The 17,926-nt window shown below is 68.5% G+C and carries 4 protein-coding genes; all 4 read right to left on the bottom strand.

The window, feature by feature from the left end:
- Window positions 1-206: 206 nt before the first annotated feature.
- Complete coding sequence (locus EO174_RS04890) at window positions 207-6,767, bottom strand: ESPR-type extended signal peptide-containing protein (protein WP_126942676.1); 6,561 nt, start codon at window positions 6,765-6,767, stop codon at window positions 207-209.
- A 541-nt stretch (window positions 6,768-7,308) separates the two neighbouring features.
- Complete coding sequence (locus EO174_RS04885; RefSeq protein WP_126942673.1) at window positions 7,309-9,192, bottom strand: S8 family peptidase; 1,884 nt, start codon at window positions 9,190-9,192, stop codon at window positions 7,309-7,311.
- 87 nt (window positions 9,193-9,279) lie between these two features.
- On the bottom strand, window positions 9,280-13,245 hold the full coding sequence (locus EO174_RS04880; RefSeq protein ID WP_126942670.1) for a YadA-like family protein: 3,966 nt from the start codon (window positions 13,243-13,245) through the stop codon (window positions 9,280-9,282).
- 431 nt (window positions 13,246-13,676) lie between these two features.
- The gene (purL, locus tag EO174_RS04875) at window positions 13,677-17,723 is read right to left on the bottom strand and encodes a phosphoribosylformylglycinamidine synthase (protein WP_126942667.1); all 4,047 of its coding nucleotides are present in this window, start codon (window positions 17,721-17,723) and stop codon (window positions 13,677-13,679) included.
- Window positions 17,724-17,926: the final 203 nt, after the last annotated feature.

Genomic DNA, 17,926 nt, shown 5'->3' with positions numbered 1-17,926 from the left:
GTTTTTCGTCGATCAGCTGGGAGCGGCTTTCGAAACTGCTGCGCAACTGCGGTGCAGCTCGCTGCGTTTGATCAGCCACTCCTGGTAAGGCCATCACTCCATCGAATCCGTTGGCCGGCCCAGCCACGGTCCTTGCCCGCCCCCTCGGGCCTTGCTCTGGCGCGGCGGCGCACACCGGCGCCGCCGCGTGTCATGCACCCAGCGGGTTACCAGCCGAAGCCGGCACCCACACCGATGGAACTGTCGTCACCACTGAGCGCGCCGCCCACCGTCAGCGTGGCGCGCGGGCTGATCGCACGCTGGTAGCCCACCGACAACGCCGATTCGCCGTTCTGGAAACCGACACCGGCACCGACGCGGTTCTGCGTGGCGATGCCACCGACGCTGGCGGCCATGTTCAACATCGCCGAACTCATCGCGCCCTGCCGGTCCAGGCGACGGTTCTGCCGGCGCAGACGGTCCTCGATGTCGCCCTGGTAGGTCTCGAAGCTGTCGGCCATCGCGCTGTAGCGGCTGTCGGTATAGCTGTTGGCCGCGGCGACGCCGTTGTCCAGCTGGCCCTTGTTGACCGCATCGGTGGCACGCGTGCCGGCCGCCACATTGGCCACCTGACGCTCGCCGCCGACGCTGCCCACCGACACCGTGTTGGCACGATCGGCAACCGACCCCTGACCCAGGGCCACCGCACCTTGTGCGCTTACCCGGGCACCCTGGCCAATCGCAGTACCGGAGGCCGCACTGACTTGCGCGCCCTCGCCCATCGCCACCGCATTGGTCGCCACCGCGGCAATCTGCGTATTGGCGCCGACCGCGGTGCTGCCATCGGCATTGACGCGCGCATTACTGCCGATCGCGGTGTCGTTGGGTCCATGCGCATACGCGCTGCCGCCGATCGCCGTGCCGGTCACGTGGTTGGCCACTGCCGCCGTGCCGACGGCGGTGGACGTTGCGGCCGGGGTGATGCTGCCGACTACCGCTGCGGTCGGCGTGCCCTGCACGCTGGCGCCGGTATCGGCGACAGCGTTGCTCGATGCAGTCACTGCACTGGTGGCAACAGCCGGCACCGCTGCGGTGCGCAGCGACAGCGTGCGTACCGCAGTGCTGGCCGTTGCGGTACCGCCACGTGCGTCCAGCTCGGTGACCTTGCTGTCCAACGCGGTCAATGCCGCACCGACGTTGTTGTAGCTGGCACCCTGGATCACGTAGGTCGGCGCCACGAACACGCCTTGCGCACCAATCGCCGCACCACCGCCGAGGAAGCTGGCAGCGTTGCTCAACGACTGGAACAACTGGCCGCCGTTGACTGCATCGGTGCTGGCACTGGCAATCGCGCCGCTGCCGACATTGACGATGCGACGGGTAGCCGGGCCGCCGCGGCCATCGCCGCTACCGACCGACACCACGTTGGCGTCATAGGTGCGCGAGCCCGAGCCCAACGCCACCGAGTCCGCACCGCTGGCACCGGCATTGGCACCCAGCGCCACCGCATTGGCACCGCTCTGGCGCACGAAGGAGTTGTAGCCCAGTGCCACGCCGTTTTCGCCGATGGAATTGGTCTGCCGGCCCATCGCAGTGCTGTTCACGCCGCTGGCGCTGCTGTCCACGCCCATGGCGCTGGCGCCGGTGGCCGAGGCGCGGCTGCCGGAGGCGATCGCCACGCTGCGTGCGCCACTGGCAGTTGCGCCGGCACCTGCGGCGGTGGCGCGATCACCGGTCGCGGTGGCCACCCCTTCGCCGGTGGTCTGCACCATGCCGGTGGTGGTCTGCACATCGGCCGCCAGCGCATCCAGCTGGCCCTTGTTGACCGCATCGGTCGCCGCCTGGCCGTCGCTGACATTGACGATACGGCGGGTGGCCGGGCCGCCGCGGCCATTACCGCTGCCGATCGACACCGTGTCGGCTTCGTCGCTGCGCGAGCCCGAGCCCAGTGCCACCGAATCGGCACCGGTTGCACCGGCATTGGCACCCAGGGCCACACCGTTGACCGCGCTCTGGCGCACGAACGAGTTGTAGCCCACCGACACCGCGTTCTCGCCGATCACGTTGACCTGTCGGCCGACGCCGGTGCTGTTGATGCCGGTCGCCGATGCATCCACGCCGACCACGCTGGCACCGACCGCATCGGCGCGGCTGCCGCCACCCAGGGCCAGCGTGTTGTCGGCAAGTGCCGCCGCGCTCTGACCCAGCGCGGTGGCATTGACGCCGTCGGCATAGGAATTCCAGCCGATCGCGGTGGTGTAGTCGGCCGTGGCCCAGGCACCTGCACCGAATGCGGCAGCGCCGGTTCCGGTGGCACGCGCCGGGATGAAGCCGAAGAACGTGCTGCCGCCCACCGCCACGCTTTCGTCGCCGGTGGCTTCGCTGAACTCGCCCACGGCGACCGCGCTTGCACCGGAGGCCAGCGATGCGGCACCGACCGCGGTGCTGTAGTCGCTCGAGGCCACCGCGCCGTAACCCAGCGCCGACGACAGCCGGCCGCTGGATTCGCTGTAGCCACCGAAGGCGGCGCTGCCGACATTGGAGGCGGTGCTGCGGAAACCGGCCGCCGTGGCCTGGTTGTCCGATGCCACTGCCTCGCTGCCGAGCGCGGTGGTATAGGTCGAAACCGCTTGCGCGCCGGCACCGTTTGCGGTGGCGCCGACATCGCTGGCCAGGGCATTGCTGCCGACCGCGCTGCTGTTTTCGCCGGTGGCCTGGGCATTGTTGCCCACCGCCGCCGCGCCGATGCCGCTGGCCAGTGCGCTCACGCCGACCGCCGTTGCGTTATCGACCACCGCCTGCGCGCCTGCGCCCAACGCCGTGGTGCCGGTGCCGGTGGCATTGGCGCCCTCGCCTGCAGCCAGCGCGTTGTCGCCATCCACATAGGCGCCGGCATCGCTGTCGGCGCTGCCGCTGGCCTGGAAGTACTTGCTGGTGGATTGCGCGGTTTCGGCCACGGCGTTGAGCTGGTCCAGATTCACCGCATCGGTGCCCTGCGTACCGGCGGCCACGTTGGTGATCTGACGCTCGTTACCGGCGCTGCCCACCGAGACCGCAAAATCGCGATCGGCCACCGAATCGGCGCCCAGCGCCACGCTGCTTTCGCCGGTGGATTCGGCGAAATTGCCGAGTGCGGTGCTGTTGAGGCCAGGCGCCCATGCAGCGCCGCCGAGCGCGGTGGAGAAGTCGCCGGAGGCTTCGGTCGGCAGCAGGCCGAGCAAGGCGCCACCGACCGACACGCTGTTGTAGCCGCTGGCCACGCTGCCCTGGCCGGCCGCAACGCTGTAGTCGCCGGTTGCGGTGGCATCGCCACCCACGGCCACGGTACTGGAGCCGCTGGCGGTGCTGAAATTGCCCAGCGCGGTGCTGTTGAACCCGGTCGCGCTGGAATAGCCGCCCAGGGCGGTGGAGTAGTTGGAGGTGGCCTCGGCGCCGAAGCCGAACGCTGCCGCGCTGGTGCCATCGGCCACGCTTTCTGCGCCGACCGCGGTGGCCGAATCGCCACTGGCGCTGGCGAAATAGCCCACTGCGGTGGTTTCGCTGCCATCGGCCACGCTCAGCGTGCCGGCGGCCAGCGACCCATCGCCATAGGCGCCTGCCGCCGCACCCAGCGCGGTGCTCTGCGCGCCGGCGGCTTCGCTTTCGCCACCCACGGCCACGGCGTAATCACCGCTGGCCTGGCTGAAGGCGCCGCTGGCCACACTGCCGTAGCCGCTGGCGGCGGCGTTGTAGCCGGCCGCATTGGCGTACTGCGCGGTGGCGCTGGCACCGCTGCCGATGGCGACCGCGCCAATCGCGGTGGCCTGGCTGCTGGAGCCGAACGCGCTACTGTAATCGCCATCGGCGGTGGCGTTGGACCCGGCCGCGATGGCGTCCTCGCCCTGCGCATCGGCGGTGCCGGTGCCGGTACCGGTAAACAGGCGCGCAGTGGTTTCGGCGGTCTCGCCGACCGCGTTGAGCTGGTCCAGGTTCACCGCGTCGGTGCCTTCAGTCCCGGCGGCGACATTGGTGACCTGGCGCTCGCCACCGACGCTGCCCACCGACACCGTATTGGCGCGATCGGCAACTGCGCCGGCGCCCAGCGCTACGCTGCTTTGCGCGGACGCAAGCGCGTTGCTACCGATGGCCACGCTCTGCGCGCCATCGGCCTGCGCTTCCCAGCCCAGCGCAGCGCTTTCATCGCCTACCGCGGCAGATTCGCTGCCAAGTGCAATGGCACGCGCGCCCCACCCGTTGGCGAACGCACCCATCGCCACCGAGGCGGTGTCGGCGGCGAAGGCATTGGGGCCCACTGCGGTGCTGTCGTAGCCATAGGCCGAACTCTCGATGCCGATCGCGGTGCTGCCATCGCCCCAGGCGACGCTGGCCATGCCCAGCGCAGTGGCCGAGCCGCCGTTGGCGATGCTTTCATAGCCGATCGCTGTCGAGTAGCGTCCGTTGGAGATGCTGTTGCCGCCGACGGCGGTGCTGAAATATCCCGATGCATTGCTGTCGCCGCCGAGCGCGGTGGCGTAGTCGTCACCGGCGCTGCTGTTGAAGCCCACCGCCGTGGCATTGGCGATGCTGGCGTTGGCATTGCTGCCGACCGCCGTCGTGCCCAGCGCGGAGGCCTGGCTGCTCGCACCGAGCGCAATGCTGTCGTCGCCCGACGCGTTACTGGCGCCACCCAGCGCAACGGTGCGCTCGCCGAAGGCACTGCTGTTTGCGCCGATCGCAGTGGATGCGCTACCGCCGGCGGCGGCATTGGCGCCGAAAGCGGCGCTGTCATCGCCGAACGCGACGCTTGCACCGCCCACGGCCGTACTGGTGTCGCCGAAGGCCACACTGCCCGCCCCCAGCGCAGTGGAGTCGGCGGCGTTGGCAATGCTCTCGTAACCCAGTGCGGTCGCGCCGCTGGCGGTGGCCTGGCTTGCGCCGCCCACTGCGGTGCTGGACTCGCCCGACGCGCTGCTGGTGGCGCCAAGCGCAGTGGCGTTGTCGGCGACTGCATTGCTGTTGAAACCGAGCGCGCTTGCATTCTCGCCGGTCGCGATGGCGCCGCTGCCGAGCGCGGTGCTGCCCTGCGCGGATGCCTGGCTGGTCGAACCGAATGCAGTGCTGTAGTCACCCGTTGCCGATGCGTTGGAACCGGCCGCAACACTGTCGATGCCTTCAACAATCGCGGTGCCATCGCCGGTGGCCACGAACGTGCGCGCGGTGGTGGATGCAACGTCGGACACGGCGGTGAGCTGGTCGAGATTGACCGCGTCGCTGCCCTCGGTACCGGCGGCGACGTTGGTGATCTGGCGCTCATCGCCGGCCGCGCCCACCGACACGGTGTTGGCGCGCGTGGCAATCGAATTGGCGCCCAACGCAACCGAGTTGGCGCCGCGTGCTGTGCTGTAGTAACCCAGCGCCGTGCTCAGCTCGCCGCTGGCCCAGGATTCCGGGCCGACTGCCGTGGCGCCTTCGCCGGGTGCATAGGCGAAGTAACCCACGGCGGTGGCTTCGGTGCCGGAGGCTTCACTGAGCACGCCGACGGCGGTGGTGTAGGTACCCGATGCGATCGCCCCGGCGCCGAGCGCGGTGGACGCATCGCCGCTGGCCTGGGTCTGCACGAAGAAACCCAGACCCGGGACGTAATCGACCGGACCACCGACTGCGGTGCTGCTGGTGCCGCTGGCGCTGGTCTGCGTGCCCACGGCGGTGGCGTAATCGCCTGCCGCATTGGCAACCGCACCGAACGCGGACGACTGCGCACCGGCCGCATACGCGCCGACGCCGAACGACGAGGCCGCGAAGCCATCGGCATTGGCGCTGGCGCCGACCGCGGTTCCGCCGACGCCGGCACTGGTGGCACCGGTGGTGACCGGCACGCCGCCGTTGGTGACCAACGGCTCGCCATCTTCGTCCACCGCAGCGCCGCCGACGGCCACGCTGCCGGGGCCGTTGGCCTGCGCGTTATGGCCGAATGCCGCGCTGTTCTGCCCGGAGGCGAGCGCATTGGCACCGACCGCGGTGGCATTGTCGGCCACCGCATTGGCACCGGTTCCCAGCGCAGTGGTCGCCGTGCCCGTGGCATTGGCGGCATCGCCGGCAGCCAGCGCGCTGTCGCCATCGACATAGGCGCCGACGCTGTCTTCGCCCGGGGTCGCCTTGAAGAACGTGGCGGTGTCTTCGGCCACGTCGGCCACGTCGCGCAACTGCGCCACGTTGACCGCGTCGGTGGCGTTGACGCCGGCGCTGACGTTGGTGATGCGGCGCGTGGCCGGGCCACCGCGGCCATTGCCGCTGCCGACCGACACCACATCGTCCTCGTGGGTGCGCGAGCCTGCGCCCAGCGCCACCGAGTTGGCACCGGTCACGCCGGCGTTGGCGCCCAGCGCCACGCCGTTTTCGCCGCTCTGGCGCACGAAGCTGTTGTAGCCAATGGCCACCGCGTTCTCGCCGATCGCATTGGTCTGGCGGCCGATCGCGCTGCTGTTGACGCCGCTGGCGCTGCTGTCGGCACCGGTGGCGAGCGCGCCGGTCGCGCTGGCGCGACTCCCGGCACCGATGGCGGTGGCATTGGCGGCAGGTGCCGACGCACCGCGACCGACTTCGACCGATTGCGCCACTGCGGAAAGGGGGATGGCGATGCCGGCGCTACCCAGCGCCAGGGCGATCGCGGCAACCAGGCAACGGCTCTGGCGGCGGTCGATGAATGCGGCGGTGCTCACTGCGCCCGGGCTGTCGCCGCTGGCCAACTCCGATGCCACGGCCCACACGCCTAACGATTTGTTCCAGACCTTGCGATAAATCCGATTCATCGACGCCCTGCTCCTGAATGTTGGGACTGGTTTTTTGACAAACACCCACCGTCGCGAGGCCGTCAGCCACTGCGATCCCCGTGGTGATTGGCGCCATGGGCCAACTGGCGGTGCGCGGAAAGCGGCACCCTGGATAGTCAAAAAGTGAACGCTACCCAACCATAGAACTGAGCGAAGTGTTAACAGCGGTCAAATCGGGCGTCAAGTTTTTGACAGAAAGCGAAGCTGAGCGTGCTTTTCATCACACTTCGGCTTGCGTTTATTAGTTTTTTGATAATTCTTTGGAAAACAGCGATCTAGATCATGTCCCGCGAGACATTTGAAAGCTGAATACGGATGTCTGCAGCAGACAAAAAAGCCCGCTGGCAGGACGCCAGCAGGCTTGGTTGCGCAAAACCGCGCGCGAAACAGGTCAGGAACCGCGCCAGCGCGTCCCGCGCCGACGCTTCAGGCCACGACGCCTCGCAATGAGGCCGCTCTCATCCGCATCATCGCGCCAAGAAACCGGCGGCAGCGCCCTCTGGGGCCACCGCGTGTCGGATCACTGGCGCGCCAACAGGCTCACCCCATCGAAGCTGCTGCCATCGAGCCGGATGAAATAGGTTCCGGCACGCGGTGCGGTGAAGCGCACCGTCTGGCTGGTCCCGCTCCGGCTGGACATGCCGTCGTTGTCGGTTGCGGTCGGCGCGCGGCCCATGGCGACATACAGCGCCACCTGCCCGCTGCCGCCGAAGCTGACGAAGCTCAGCACCGCACCCGCATTCGCTTCGAAGGCGAAGACGCCGGCATCGCCGGCCACATTGGACAGACCGCGCTCGGGCACGCTGTTGCGCAGCGTCTGCGCGTCCAGCTGGCAGCCCAGGTCGCCGCTGTCGCAACGGCGCAGTGCCCGATCGATGGCCGCGCCGGCATCCACGATGCCGCTACCGGCCGGCGTGCTCAACGGCAACTGCACCGGAAACGCGCGCGCACTGCGCTTGAGCAGGCGCTCCAGTGCCGCGGGTGTCAGCGGCGGCTTGCCGTCGGCGATCAGGGCGCTCTGCACCAGCGCGGCCGTCCCCGCCACATGCGGCGCGGCCATCGAGGTTCCGGCAAAGCCAGGCCCGAGATAGGCGAATTGGCCGGACGTGGGCGTGGTCTTGCCGGTGTAACCGGTCTGCCAGATCCAGCTGCCGATCGGGCCGTCGTACAAGGTGTGGGTTTCCAGATCGCGCGCGCCGCCGCCGGGTGCTGCCACATCGATCAAGCTGCCGAAATTGCTGTAGTACGCCAACCCGCCGGTCAGGCGGGTGGCCGCCACCGACACCACGTTGGCGCAGTTGGCCGGCACGGCACTGGACACGTCCGCGCCATCATTGCCGGCCGCCACCACCACGGTGGTGCCACGCGACACCGCAGCGTTGATCGCCGCCTGCGTGACCGAATCGCAGGGGCCAACGCCGCCCAGGCTCATGTTGATGATTTCCGCCGGGTTGCGATTGTCCGGCACGCCATCCACATGGCCACCCGACGCCCACACGATGGCATCGGTGATGTCCGAGGACGAACCGCCGCAATGACCCAGCACGCGTACCGGCAGCACCTTGGCCTTGTAGGCCACACCGGCACCGCCAATGCCGTTGCCGGTGGCTTCGGCAATCGTGCCGGCCACATGCGTACCGTGCCAGGAACTGTCGCGGGCCGCTGAAAAAATGCCGCATTCGCCGTCCGTTGCTTCCCAATCCCCGTAATCCAGCGCGCCCGGCGCACGTGCGTCGGTGGCGCGTCGCGATCTGTCGGCGTTGGTGATGAAGTCGTAGCCCTGCAGCAGGTTGCCGGCCAGATCCGGGTGCCCCGGCAAGATGCCGGTATCGATCACCGCCACGACCACGCCTTCGCCCTGGGCGGTGGCCCAGGCTGCCGGCGCATCGATGCCGCCAACCGGATCGGTGAGATGCCATTGATTGCCCGCCAGCAGCGGGTCGTCGGGCAGGCTGCCACCGCTGTTCTGCAACGGATACATGCGCGTGTCGATCTGCGCGTACTCCACTGCAGGATCGGCCTGCAGTTCGCGCACCAGGCGGTCGGCGTCACTGCGGCTGAGCTGTGCGGGCAACCTGATCAACTCACTGCCCACCGCCAGCGTACGCACATGCGTCGGCGCGGTTTGCGTGCCGCTGCGCGCGGCCGGCACCAGGCGCACTGCCGCGCGCGATGCCGCCGCAGCGATCGTGGCCACCGACGCAGTGCCGACGCTGCGCGCGCTCACCCGGCCACTGCGATAGTTGACGATGATGCTGTCGACCGGGGCGTCGCGCATGGCCTGCTGACGTTGCGCAGTGCGCACGCCGGAATCCGGTATGGCCGCGGTGGCGATGCCGCTGGCGAGCGACAGGACGGCACTGCAGGCGATGGCGAGCGTTCGGGAACGATGGGTCTGAATCACGATGACGTCCTCTTCAAGATGAAATGCAAAGCAAATGAGTGAGCACGCAGCGGCCATACGCGCGCCGCTGCAACGGCAAGGCCTGCGTTACCAGCCGAAGCCGGCGCCCAGGCCGATCGACCTGTCGTCACCACTGAGCGCGCCGCCCACCGTCAGCGTGGCGCGCGGGCTGATCGCACGCTGGTAGCCCACCGACAACGCCGATTCGCCGTTCTGGAAACCGACACCGGCACCGACGCGGTTCTGCGTGGCGATGCCACCGACGCTGGCGGCCATGTTCAACATCGCCGAGCTCATCGCACCCTGCCGATCCAGGCGACGGTTCTGCCGGCGCAGACGGTCTTCGATATCGCCCTGGTAGGTCTCGAAGCTGTCGGCCATCGCGCTGTAGCGGCTGTCGGTATAGCTGTTGGCCGCGGCGACGCCGTTGTCCAGCTGGCCTTTGTTGACCGCATCGGTGGCACGCGTGCCGGCGGCCACATTGGCCACCTGACGCTCGCCACCGACGCTGCCCACCGACACCGTGTTGGCGCGATCGGCAACCGACCCCTGGCCCAGGGCCACCGCACCTTGTGCGCTTGCCCGTGCACCCTGGCCGATCGCCGTGCCGGAGGCCGCGCTGACCTGCGCGCCTTCGCCCATGGCCACCGCATTGGTCGCCACCGCGGCAATCCGGGTATTGGCGCCGACCGCGGTGCTGCCGTCGGCATTGACGCGCGCATTGCTGCCGATCGCAGTGTCGTTGGGGCCATGCGCATACGCGCTGCCGCCGATCGCCGTGCCGGTCACGTGGTTGGCCACTGCCGCCGTGCCGACGGCGGTGGACGTTGCGGCCGGGGTGATGCTGCCGACCACCGCCGCGGTCGGCCTGCCCTGCACCGCGTTGCCTGCATCCAGCGCGCTCGCCGTTGCAGCAACCGACGACGCCGAACTTTCTGGCATGCCGTCGGTGGCCAGCGCTGTCGCCTGCAGGCCATCGCCTGTCGCATCCGCCGTGGTGGCGACAGTCGAGGCGTCCGCAACTGGTGAAGGCGCCGTTGCCACACGCGCAGCGCTTGAACGTGCGGCAGTGCCGGGCGTGGCCGCTCCACCTCGCGCATCCAGCTCGCTGACCTTGCTGTCCAGCGCAGCCAGCGCCTCGCCCACATTGCGGTAACTGCTGCCCTGGATCACGTAGGTCGGTGCCACGAACACGCCTTGCGCACCGATCGCCGCGCCACCGCCGAGGAAGCTGGCAGCGTTGCTCAACGACTGGAACAACTGGCCGCCGTTGACTGCATCGGTGCTGGCACTGGCAATCGCGCCGCTGCCGACATTGACGATGCGACGCGTGGCCGGGCCGCCGCGGCCATTGCCGTTACCCACCGACACCACGTTGGCCTCGTAGCTGCGCGAGCCCGCGCCCAACGCCACCGAATCGGCACCACTGGCACCGGCATCGGCACCGAGTGCGACGGCGTTACTGCCCCCTTGCCGAGTAAAGGCGTTGTAGCCCATCGCCAGACTGTTGTTGCCCAGCGCATTGGATTGCACGCCCAGTGCCATCGCCGCGCTGCCCGCTTCACCGACGAACACGCCGACGCTGGCATTGCGCCCGATCGCGATCGCATCGGGCGCGTCCGCCCTGGCGTTGGTTCCCAGGGCGATATTGTCGCCATGGAGGATAGACGTATTGGCGCCGCTGCCGATCGCAATGCTCCTGCTGGAGGTGGCGCGCGCGTCATAGCCGATGCTGATCCCCTCAACGCCCTCGGCAGATGCCAGCGCCCCCAGCGCCACCGTGCGCGGCGCGAACGAGGCCGCACTATGGCCGATCGCCACCGCATCGGCGTTGGTGTCGTTGGAGAACACATTGGCGTTGTAGCCCAGCGCAACGGCGTAATCGCCGTCGCTTCGCGCGCCGGCGCCGATGGCAACGCCACCGACCCGGAAGGCACCTGCCGACCTGAGCGTGGAGCTGATCAGTGACATGCCGCCAAGCGTCACGCTGCCCTCGCCAGCGGCAACCGCCAGACTGCCCACGGCCACACTGCCCTCGCCAAGACTGGAGGCGTTGAAGCCCACTGCCGTGGTCATGCTCGCGTTGGCCAGCGCACCGAAGCCGAAGGCCGACGCCGCCGCACTGCGGGCGCTCGAAAAGGCGCCCACCGCAGTGGCCACATCATCCTGCGCACGGGCGCTGAATCCGGCCGCCATCGATTGCTCGCCACTGGCCGCTGCCCCCGTGCCGACCGCAGTGGCGAAGCTGCGCTGGGCAATGGCCGCGCTGCCCAGCGCCACCGCGCCGCGTGCCTGGGCCGAGGCACCCTGTTCCTGCGCGCCGACGATCGAGCCCTCCGCGTCGAAGACCGGCACGGACGCCACGCCGCCCACTGCAACGGCCGATGCATCGGCCGCGCTGGCGTTGCGGCCGACAGCCACGGTATCGCGCCCCAGCGCCAAGCTGCCCGAGCCCAGCGCATTGGCGCCATCGCCGATGGCGTTGCTGGCGCTCCCCAAGGCCAGCGCATTGAGTCCGTCGACATGGGCAGCGGCTTCGTCCGTATCGGTCTTGCCAATGGCCAGCGTGCTGTCGAGCCGATTGGTGATCGCACGCACGCTGTCGAGTTGGGCTACATTGACCGCGTCGTAGGCCTCGGTGCCTGCCGCCACGCTGGTGATCTGCCGCGTCAGCCCGGCCTGCACATCGCCCACCGACACCGTGTTGCTGCGGTACGCGTAAGAATGTGCGCCCAGTGCGACGGCACTGGATGCCGAACGATTCCAGGCATCGTCGACAAAATCACCCACGCGCGCGCCATAGCCGATCGCCAGCGCATCGATGCCATTGGTCTGGGAATCTGCACCGATCGCGGTGTTGTTGCCGTTGAACCACGAGGTGGCGGCGCGCGCGCCCAAGGCGATACTGTTTTCCAGGTAGGCCGTGCTGTCGTGACCGATCGCGATGCCGCCATCGCCCATCGTCAATGCAAAACCACCCAGCGATACCGTGCGTGGCGCGAACGAACCGGCGCTGTGGCCGATCGCCACGGAATCGGTATTGCCAGGCCGATTCGGAAAGATGTTGGAATCGTAGCCAATGGCAATCGCATAATCGGACTGGCTCTGCGCACCTGCGCCGAGCGCGATGCCGCCTGTTCCGGTAGCGGCGGTGATCGAGCCGAAGTTGCTGATGCCACCCACCACCACACTTTGCACACCGCTGGCCAGTGCGGTATCGCCCACTGCAATACTGCTACTGCCTTCGCTGCGCGCCCGGTAACCGAAGGCGGTGGACGTATCTCCGCTGGCACGCGAACTGTAGCCGCCGGCGGTGGAGAGAAAACCACTGGCCGTGGACAGACCGCCCACCGCGGTGGCGCCGTCGTTGCCGGTCTGCGCGCGATACCCCACCGCCGTGCCCTGCACGCCGATGGCGCTGGCGCCGCTGCCCAGGGCGCTGGAAAACGGATCGCCGGCCAGTGCACCACCGCCGATGGCCGTCGCCCCCACCCCGGACGCTTGCGTGGCCTGTTCGCGTTGCCCGATGACAAAACCGAATGCGTCGTAGTCGTAGACCGTTGCCACGCCGCCAATGGCGGTTGCCGATTCCCCGGCGGCCGATACGTTGTGCCCGATCGCGGTGGCGTCGCGCTCCAGCGCCAGGCTTCCGCCACCGAACGCACTGGTGCCATCGCCCAGCGCATTGCTTGCATTGCCCAGTGCCAACGCATCCTGCCCATCCGCAAACGCCGGTGCATCGGTATCGGCCGCAGGCGTTGCGGTCGCCTGCGCGCTCGCGGTTGCAGGCACCACGTCGTTGCGGGTCGCCGCATCGGTGTCGCAACGTTGCTGGCCCTCGACCACCGTGCAATGCGCAAGCGCATCGGCATGCGTGGTGGCCTGGGCAGCTGCGGCCAGGCCGGCAAGTGCCAGCAGCATCGCTGCCGCCAGCCTGCCGCGCGCGTGCACCGGCGATCGATTCAACCGCTGATTCCCCACATCGCAGGCAAGCCTGCCCGTTCGGCAATGGGCATGCTGCCCACCGCCGCCATCCAAGTACATTGGTTTCATCGACGACTTACTCCCCATTGGTCTGGTGTAAAAACCGACCACCGCGCGATTGCATCGCACGGTCCCCCTGAGGTTTATCTAAAATGCACTCGCACTGCGTCTGCGCCGGAGATTACCCGCGCAAAAGAACCCACGAATCGCGACATAAAGTGCTGCAGAAACGCCATGAATCAATGATTCAAAACGTGGTCTGAATCTATTGAAAAACCAAAGATTCAATTGGGATTGACATCACACAAGCAGCATCACCGTATACCGCAAGTAAATAACTAGTAGTTTTTATAGTGACCTGAAGTAAACCATGTCCCGGCGTTGATCACTTACTTTCTTGCAGGACCAGCAACGACAACGGCCGTGTGCATCGCTGCACACGGCCGTCCGATGGCACCGTTGGTACGGCGCTTCAGCTCATGCCGTACCGCGCCACATCATCAACCGCACCAGACCCGCGCATTGCGGAACATGCGCAGCCACGGCGAGTCCTCGCCCCAGTCGGCCGGGTGCCAGCTCAGGTTTGCCGTGCGCGGGGTGCGCTCCGGATGCGGCATCAGAATGGTGGCGCGACCGTCGGTGCTGGTCAGCCCGGTGATGCCGTCCGGCGAGCCGTTCGGATTGAGCGGGTACTGCGAGGCCACCGCGCCATCGCCATCGATGAAGCGCAGGGCCACACGTGCAGCGGCCTGATCCACCACGGTGTCGAACTCGGCGCGGCCTTCGCCATGCGCCACCGCCACCGGAATCCGCGAGCCGGCCATGCCGCGCAGGAAGATCGACGGCGACTCCACCACTTCCAGCAAGGCGGTGCGCGCTTCGAACTGCTCGCTGCGATTGCGCAGGAACCGCGGCCAATGCTCGGCACCGGGAATGATGTCCTTGAGCTGGCTGAGCATCTGGCAGCCGTTGCACACGCCCAGCGCGAAGGTATCGCTGCGCGCGAAGAACGCGGCGAACGCATCGCGCAAGGCCGACCGTTCCAGGATCGAGGTAGCCCAACCGCGGCCGGCACCCAGCACGTCGCCGTAGCTGAAGCCGCCGCAGGCGGCAAACCCGGAGAACTGCGCCAGATCCACCCGGCCTTCTATCAGGTCGCTCATGTGCACGTCGAACGCACGGAAACCGGCGCGCTCGAAGTTGTAGGCCATCTCGATCTGCCCGTTGACGCCCTGCTCGCGCAGGATCGCCACCTTGGGCCGTGCACCGGTCGCCACGAAGGGCGCGGCCACGTCTTCGGACGGATCGAACACCAGCTTCGGACGCAATCCCGGTGCCTGGAAGTCGCGCGCCTGTGCACGCTCCTCGTCGGCGGTTTCCGGGTTGTCGCGCAACTTCTGCATGGCGTGGCTCACCGACCACCAGGCATCGAACAAGGCTTCCCAACGCCACTCGGCCAGCACGCGGCCCTGCCCGCTCACGCGGATGCGCGGCGCGCCGGTGGGACGTGCGATACGCTGCGCGCATTCGGTCAAGGCATGCCGCTCGACCAGATCGGCGAACGCGGCGCGATCCTCGTTGGCGATCTGCACCACCGCGCCCAGTTCTTCGTTGAACAGGCTGCGGAACGCATCGTCGCCCCAGGCATCGAGCGTGATATCCAGGCCCTGGCGCGAGGCGAACGCCATTTCGCACAGTGCCGCAAACGCACCGCCATCGCTGCGGTCGTGATACGCCAGCAACAGGCCGCTCTCGCGCGCGGCGCGGATCAGTTCAAAGAAACTGCGCAGCCGCTGCGCATCGTCCAGATCCGGCACCTCGCCGCCGAATGCCGGCAACGCGGCATCGTCGGCATACACCTGCGCCAGCACCGAGCCACCCAGACGCTGCTTGCCGCCGCCCAACCCGATCAACCACAACTCGCTCTCTTCGTCGCTACGCAACAGCGGCGTCAACTGCGTGCGCACATCGGCGACAGGCGCGAACGCACTGATGATCAGCGAGACGGGTGAAACGCTCTTGTGGGCGATGGGATTGGAGATTGGGGATTGGGGATTCGCAACGGCGGAAGGCTGCGGCGTTTCGCCAATCCCGAATGCCGAATCACCAATCCCAGCTTCTTGCCACTGCGCCTGCATCGACAGCGAGTCCTTGCCCACCGGTACGCTCAGTTCGAGCGCCGGGCACAGCTCCATGCCGATCGCGCGCACCGCGTCGTACAGCAAGGCGTCTTCGCCGGCATGACCGGCCGCGGCCATCCAGTTGGCCGAGAGCTTGATGCTGTCCAGCGTCTGCACCGGGGCGGCGCACAGGTTGGTGATCGCCTCGCCCACCGCCATGCGTGCCGACGCGGCGGCGTTCAACAACGCCAGCGGGGTGCGCTCGCCGATCGACATCGCCTCGCCGGCGAAGGTATCGAAGCCGGCCAGGGTGATCGCGCAATCGGCCAGCGGCAGCTGCCACGGGCCGATCATCTGCTCGCGCGCGGTCAGGCCACCCACGCTGCGGTCGCCGATGGTGACCAGAAAGCTCTTGGACGCCACCGTGGGATGCGCCAGCACGCGCAGGCCGGCCTGCTGCAGATCCAGCACGGCGGTCTGCAGCACCGGCCATTGCGGTGCCGGCGGATGCACCGCATCGCGATGCATCTTCGGCGCCTTGCCGAAGAGGACGTCCATCGGCAAATCGATCGGCAGCGAGGAATCGGGAGTGGGGAATGGGGAATGGTGAGAAGCGGCATCGGCAACCGGCAGTGCGCCGTTACCATTCCCGATTCCCGACTCCCCATTCCCGGCGTCGAAGACGCCATAGCCGACCACCAGCCGCTCCTCGGCCGTGGCCACGCCGACGGCGGCAAACGGGCAGCGCTCGCGCGCGCAGATCGCGGCGAATTCGTCCAGGCGCGCCTGCGGTACGCCCAGCACGTAGCGCTCCTGCGATTCGTTGCACCACAGTTCCAGCGGCGACAGCGAGGGGTCGTCGGTGAGCACGCGGCCCAGGTCGATGATGCCGCCCACGCCCGAATCGTGCAGCAACTCGGGAATGGCGTTGGACAGGCCGCCCGCGCCCACGTCATGGAACCAGCGGATCGGGTTGTCGGTGCCCAGCGCCACGCAGCGGTCGATGACCTCCTGGCAGCGGCGCTCCATCTCCGGGTTCTCGCGCTGCACGCTGGCGAAATCCAGTGCCTCGGCGCTGTCGCCGGCGGCCACCGAACTGGCTGCACCGCCGCCCAGGCCGATCAGCATCGCCGGGCCGCCCAGCACGATCACCGCATCGCCGGGCTGCAGGCGCAGCTTCTCGACCTGGTTGCGATCGATCGCGCCCAGGCCACCGGCCAGCATGATCGGCTTGTCGTAGGCACGGGTCAGGCCCTGCCCTTCGGCAAGCTCGAAGCTGCGGAAATAGCCCAGCAGGTTCGGCCGGCCGAATTCGTTGTTGAACGCGGCGCCGCCGAGCGGGCCGTCGAGCATGATGTCCAGCGCCGGGGCCATGCGCGGGTTCAGCGCGCGCGGCGCCTCCCACGGCTGCGGCAGGGTCGGGATGCGCAGGTGCGAGACCGTGAACCCGGTCAGGCCGGCCTTGGGCTTGCCGCCGCGGCCGGTGGCGCCCTCGTCGCGGATCTCGCCGCCGGCACCGGTGGCGGCACCGGGGAATGGCGCGATCGCGGTCGGGTGGTTATGCGTTTCCACCTTGATCGCAAACGCCGACGGCAGCACCGCCTCGGCGCGGTACTCGCCGCTGGCCGGATCCGGGCGATAGCGCGCGGCCGGCACGCCTTCCACCACCGCGGCGTTGTCGCTGTAGGCCGACAGGGTGTGCTGCGGGGTCTGCTGGTGGGTGTGCTTGATCATGCGGAACAGCGAGCGTTCCTGCGGCTTGCCGTCGATGGTCCAGCTGGCGTTGAAGATCTTGTGCCGGCAATGCTCGGAGTTGGCCTGGGCGAACATCATCAGCTCGACATCGGCCGGGTCGCGGCCCAGCTCGGCGAAGCGTTCGCGCAGGTAGTCGATCTCGTCCTGCGCCAGGGCCAGGCCCAGGTCGCGGTTGGCCTGCTCCAGCGCCGCCAGCGGCACGCGCTGCAACTGCCCGCGATCGGGCACGTTGAACAGCGCCTCGGCGGCCGCGGCCGAGCCAAGCAGCGACTGCGTCATCGGGTCGTGCAGCAGCTTGGCCACGGCGGCCTGCGTCGCGTCGTCGGCCGGCCAGCCGGCCAGATCGATGCGGGTGCCGCGCTCCACGCGCTGGATCGGCTGCCCGGCTCCGCGCACCAGTTCGGTGGCCTTGCTCGACCATGGCGACAGCGTGCCCAGGCGCGGCACCACGTAACGCGAGGAAGCCTCCTCGGCCCGCGGCGCGGGGGCGGCTTCGGCCTGCAGGATCCGCTGCAAGGTGGCTTGGTCGGGCGCTTGCCCGGCCTCGGCGCGGATGAAGTACACGTGCCAGGCGCCGGTGATGCGCAGCGCGGGAACGAGGGTTTGCAGGCGGGTTTCGAGCCGAGCGCGGCGGAACGGCGAAAGGGCGGAAGCGCCCTCGAGGACCATCATGTCCGGGGAACCGTGTCAGAAACGGGGCTGCAGATTGTAACGGAGCTGATGCGTCGGCGCCGGACCCGGGATGTGGCGGCCAGCGATCTGTGCGGTGGTGACTCGCACCGCCCGGCGCGGATTCGGCACGTTCCCGCCAGATGCGGCAGCGGCAGCGGCGGATGGCGATGCCGACCCGGATTCGCGCGCACACCTGCCCAGGG

The sequence above is a fragment of the Xanthomonas sp. BRIP62418 genome, assembly GCF_003993495.1.
Classification (GTDB): domain Bacteria; phylum Pseudomonadota; class Gammaproteobacteria; order Xanthomonadales; family Xanthomonadaceae; genus Xanthomonas; species Xanthomonas euroxanthea.
The sequence above is the reverse complement of the archived record's forward strand: the minus strand, read 5'-3'. Positions and strand labels throughout refer to the sequence as shown.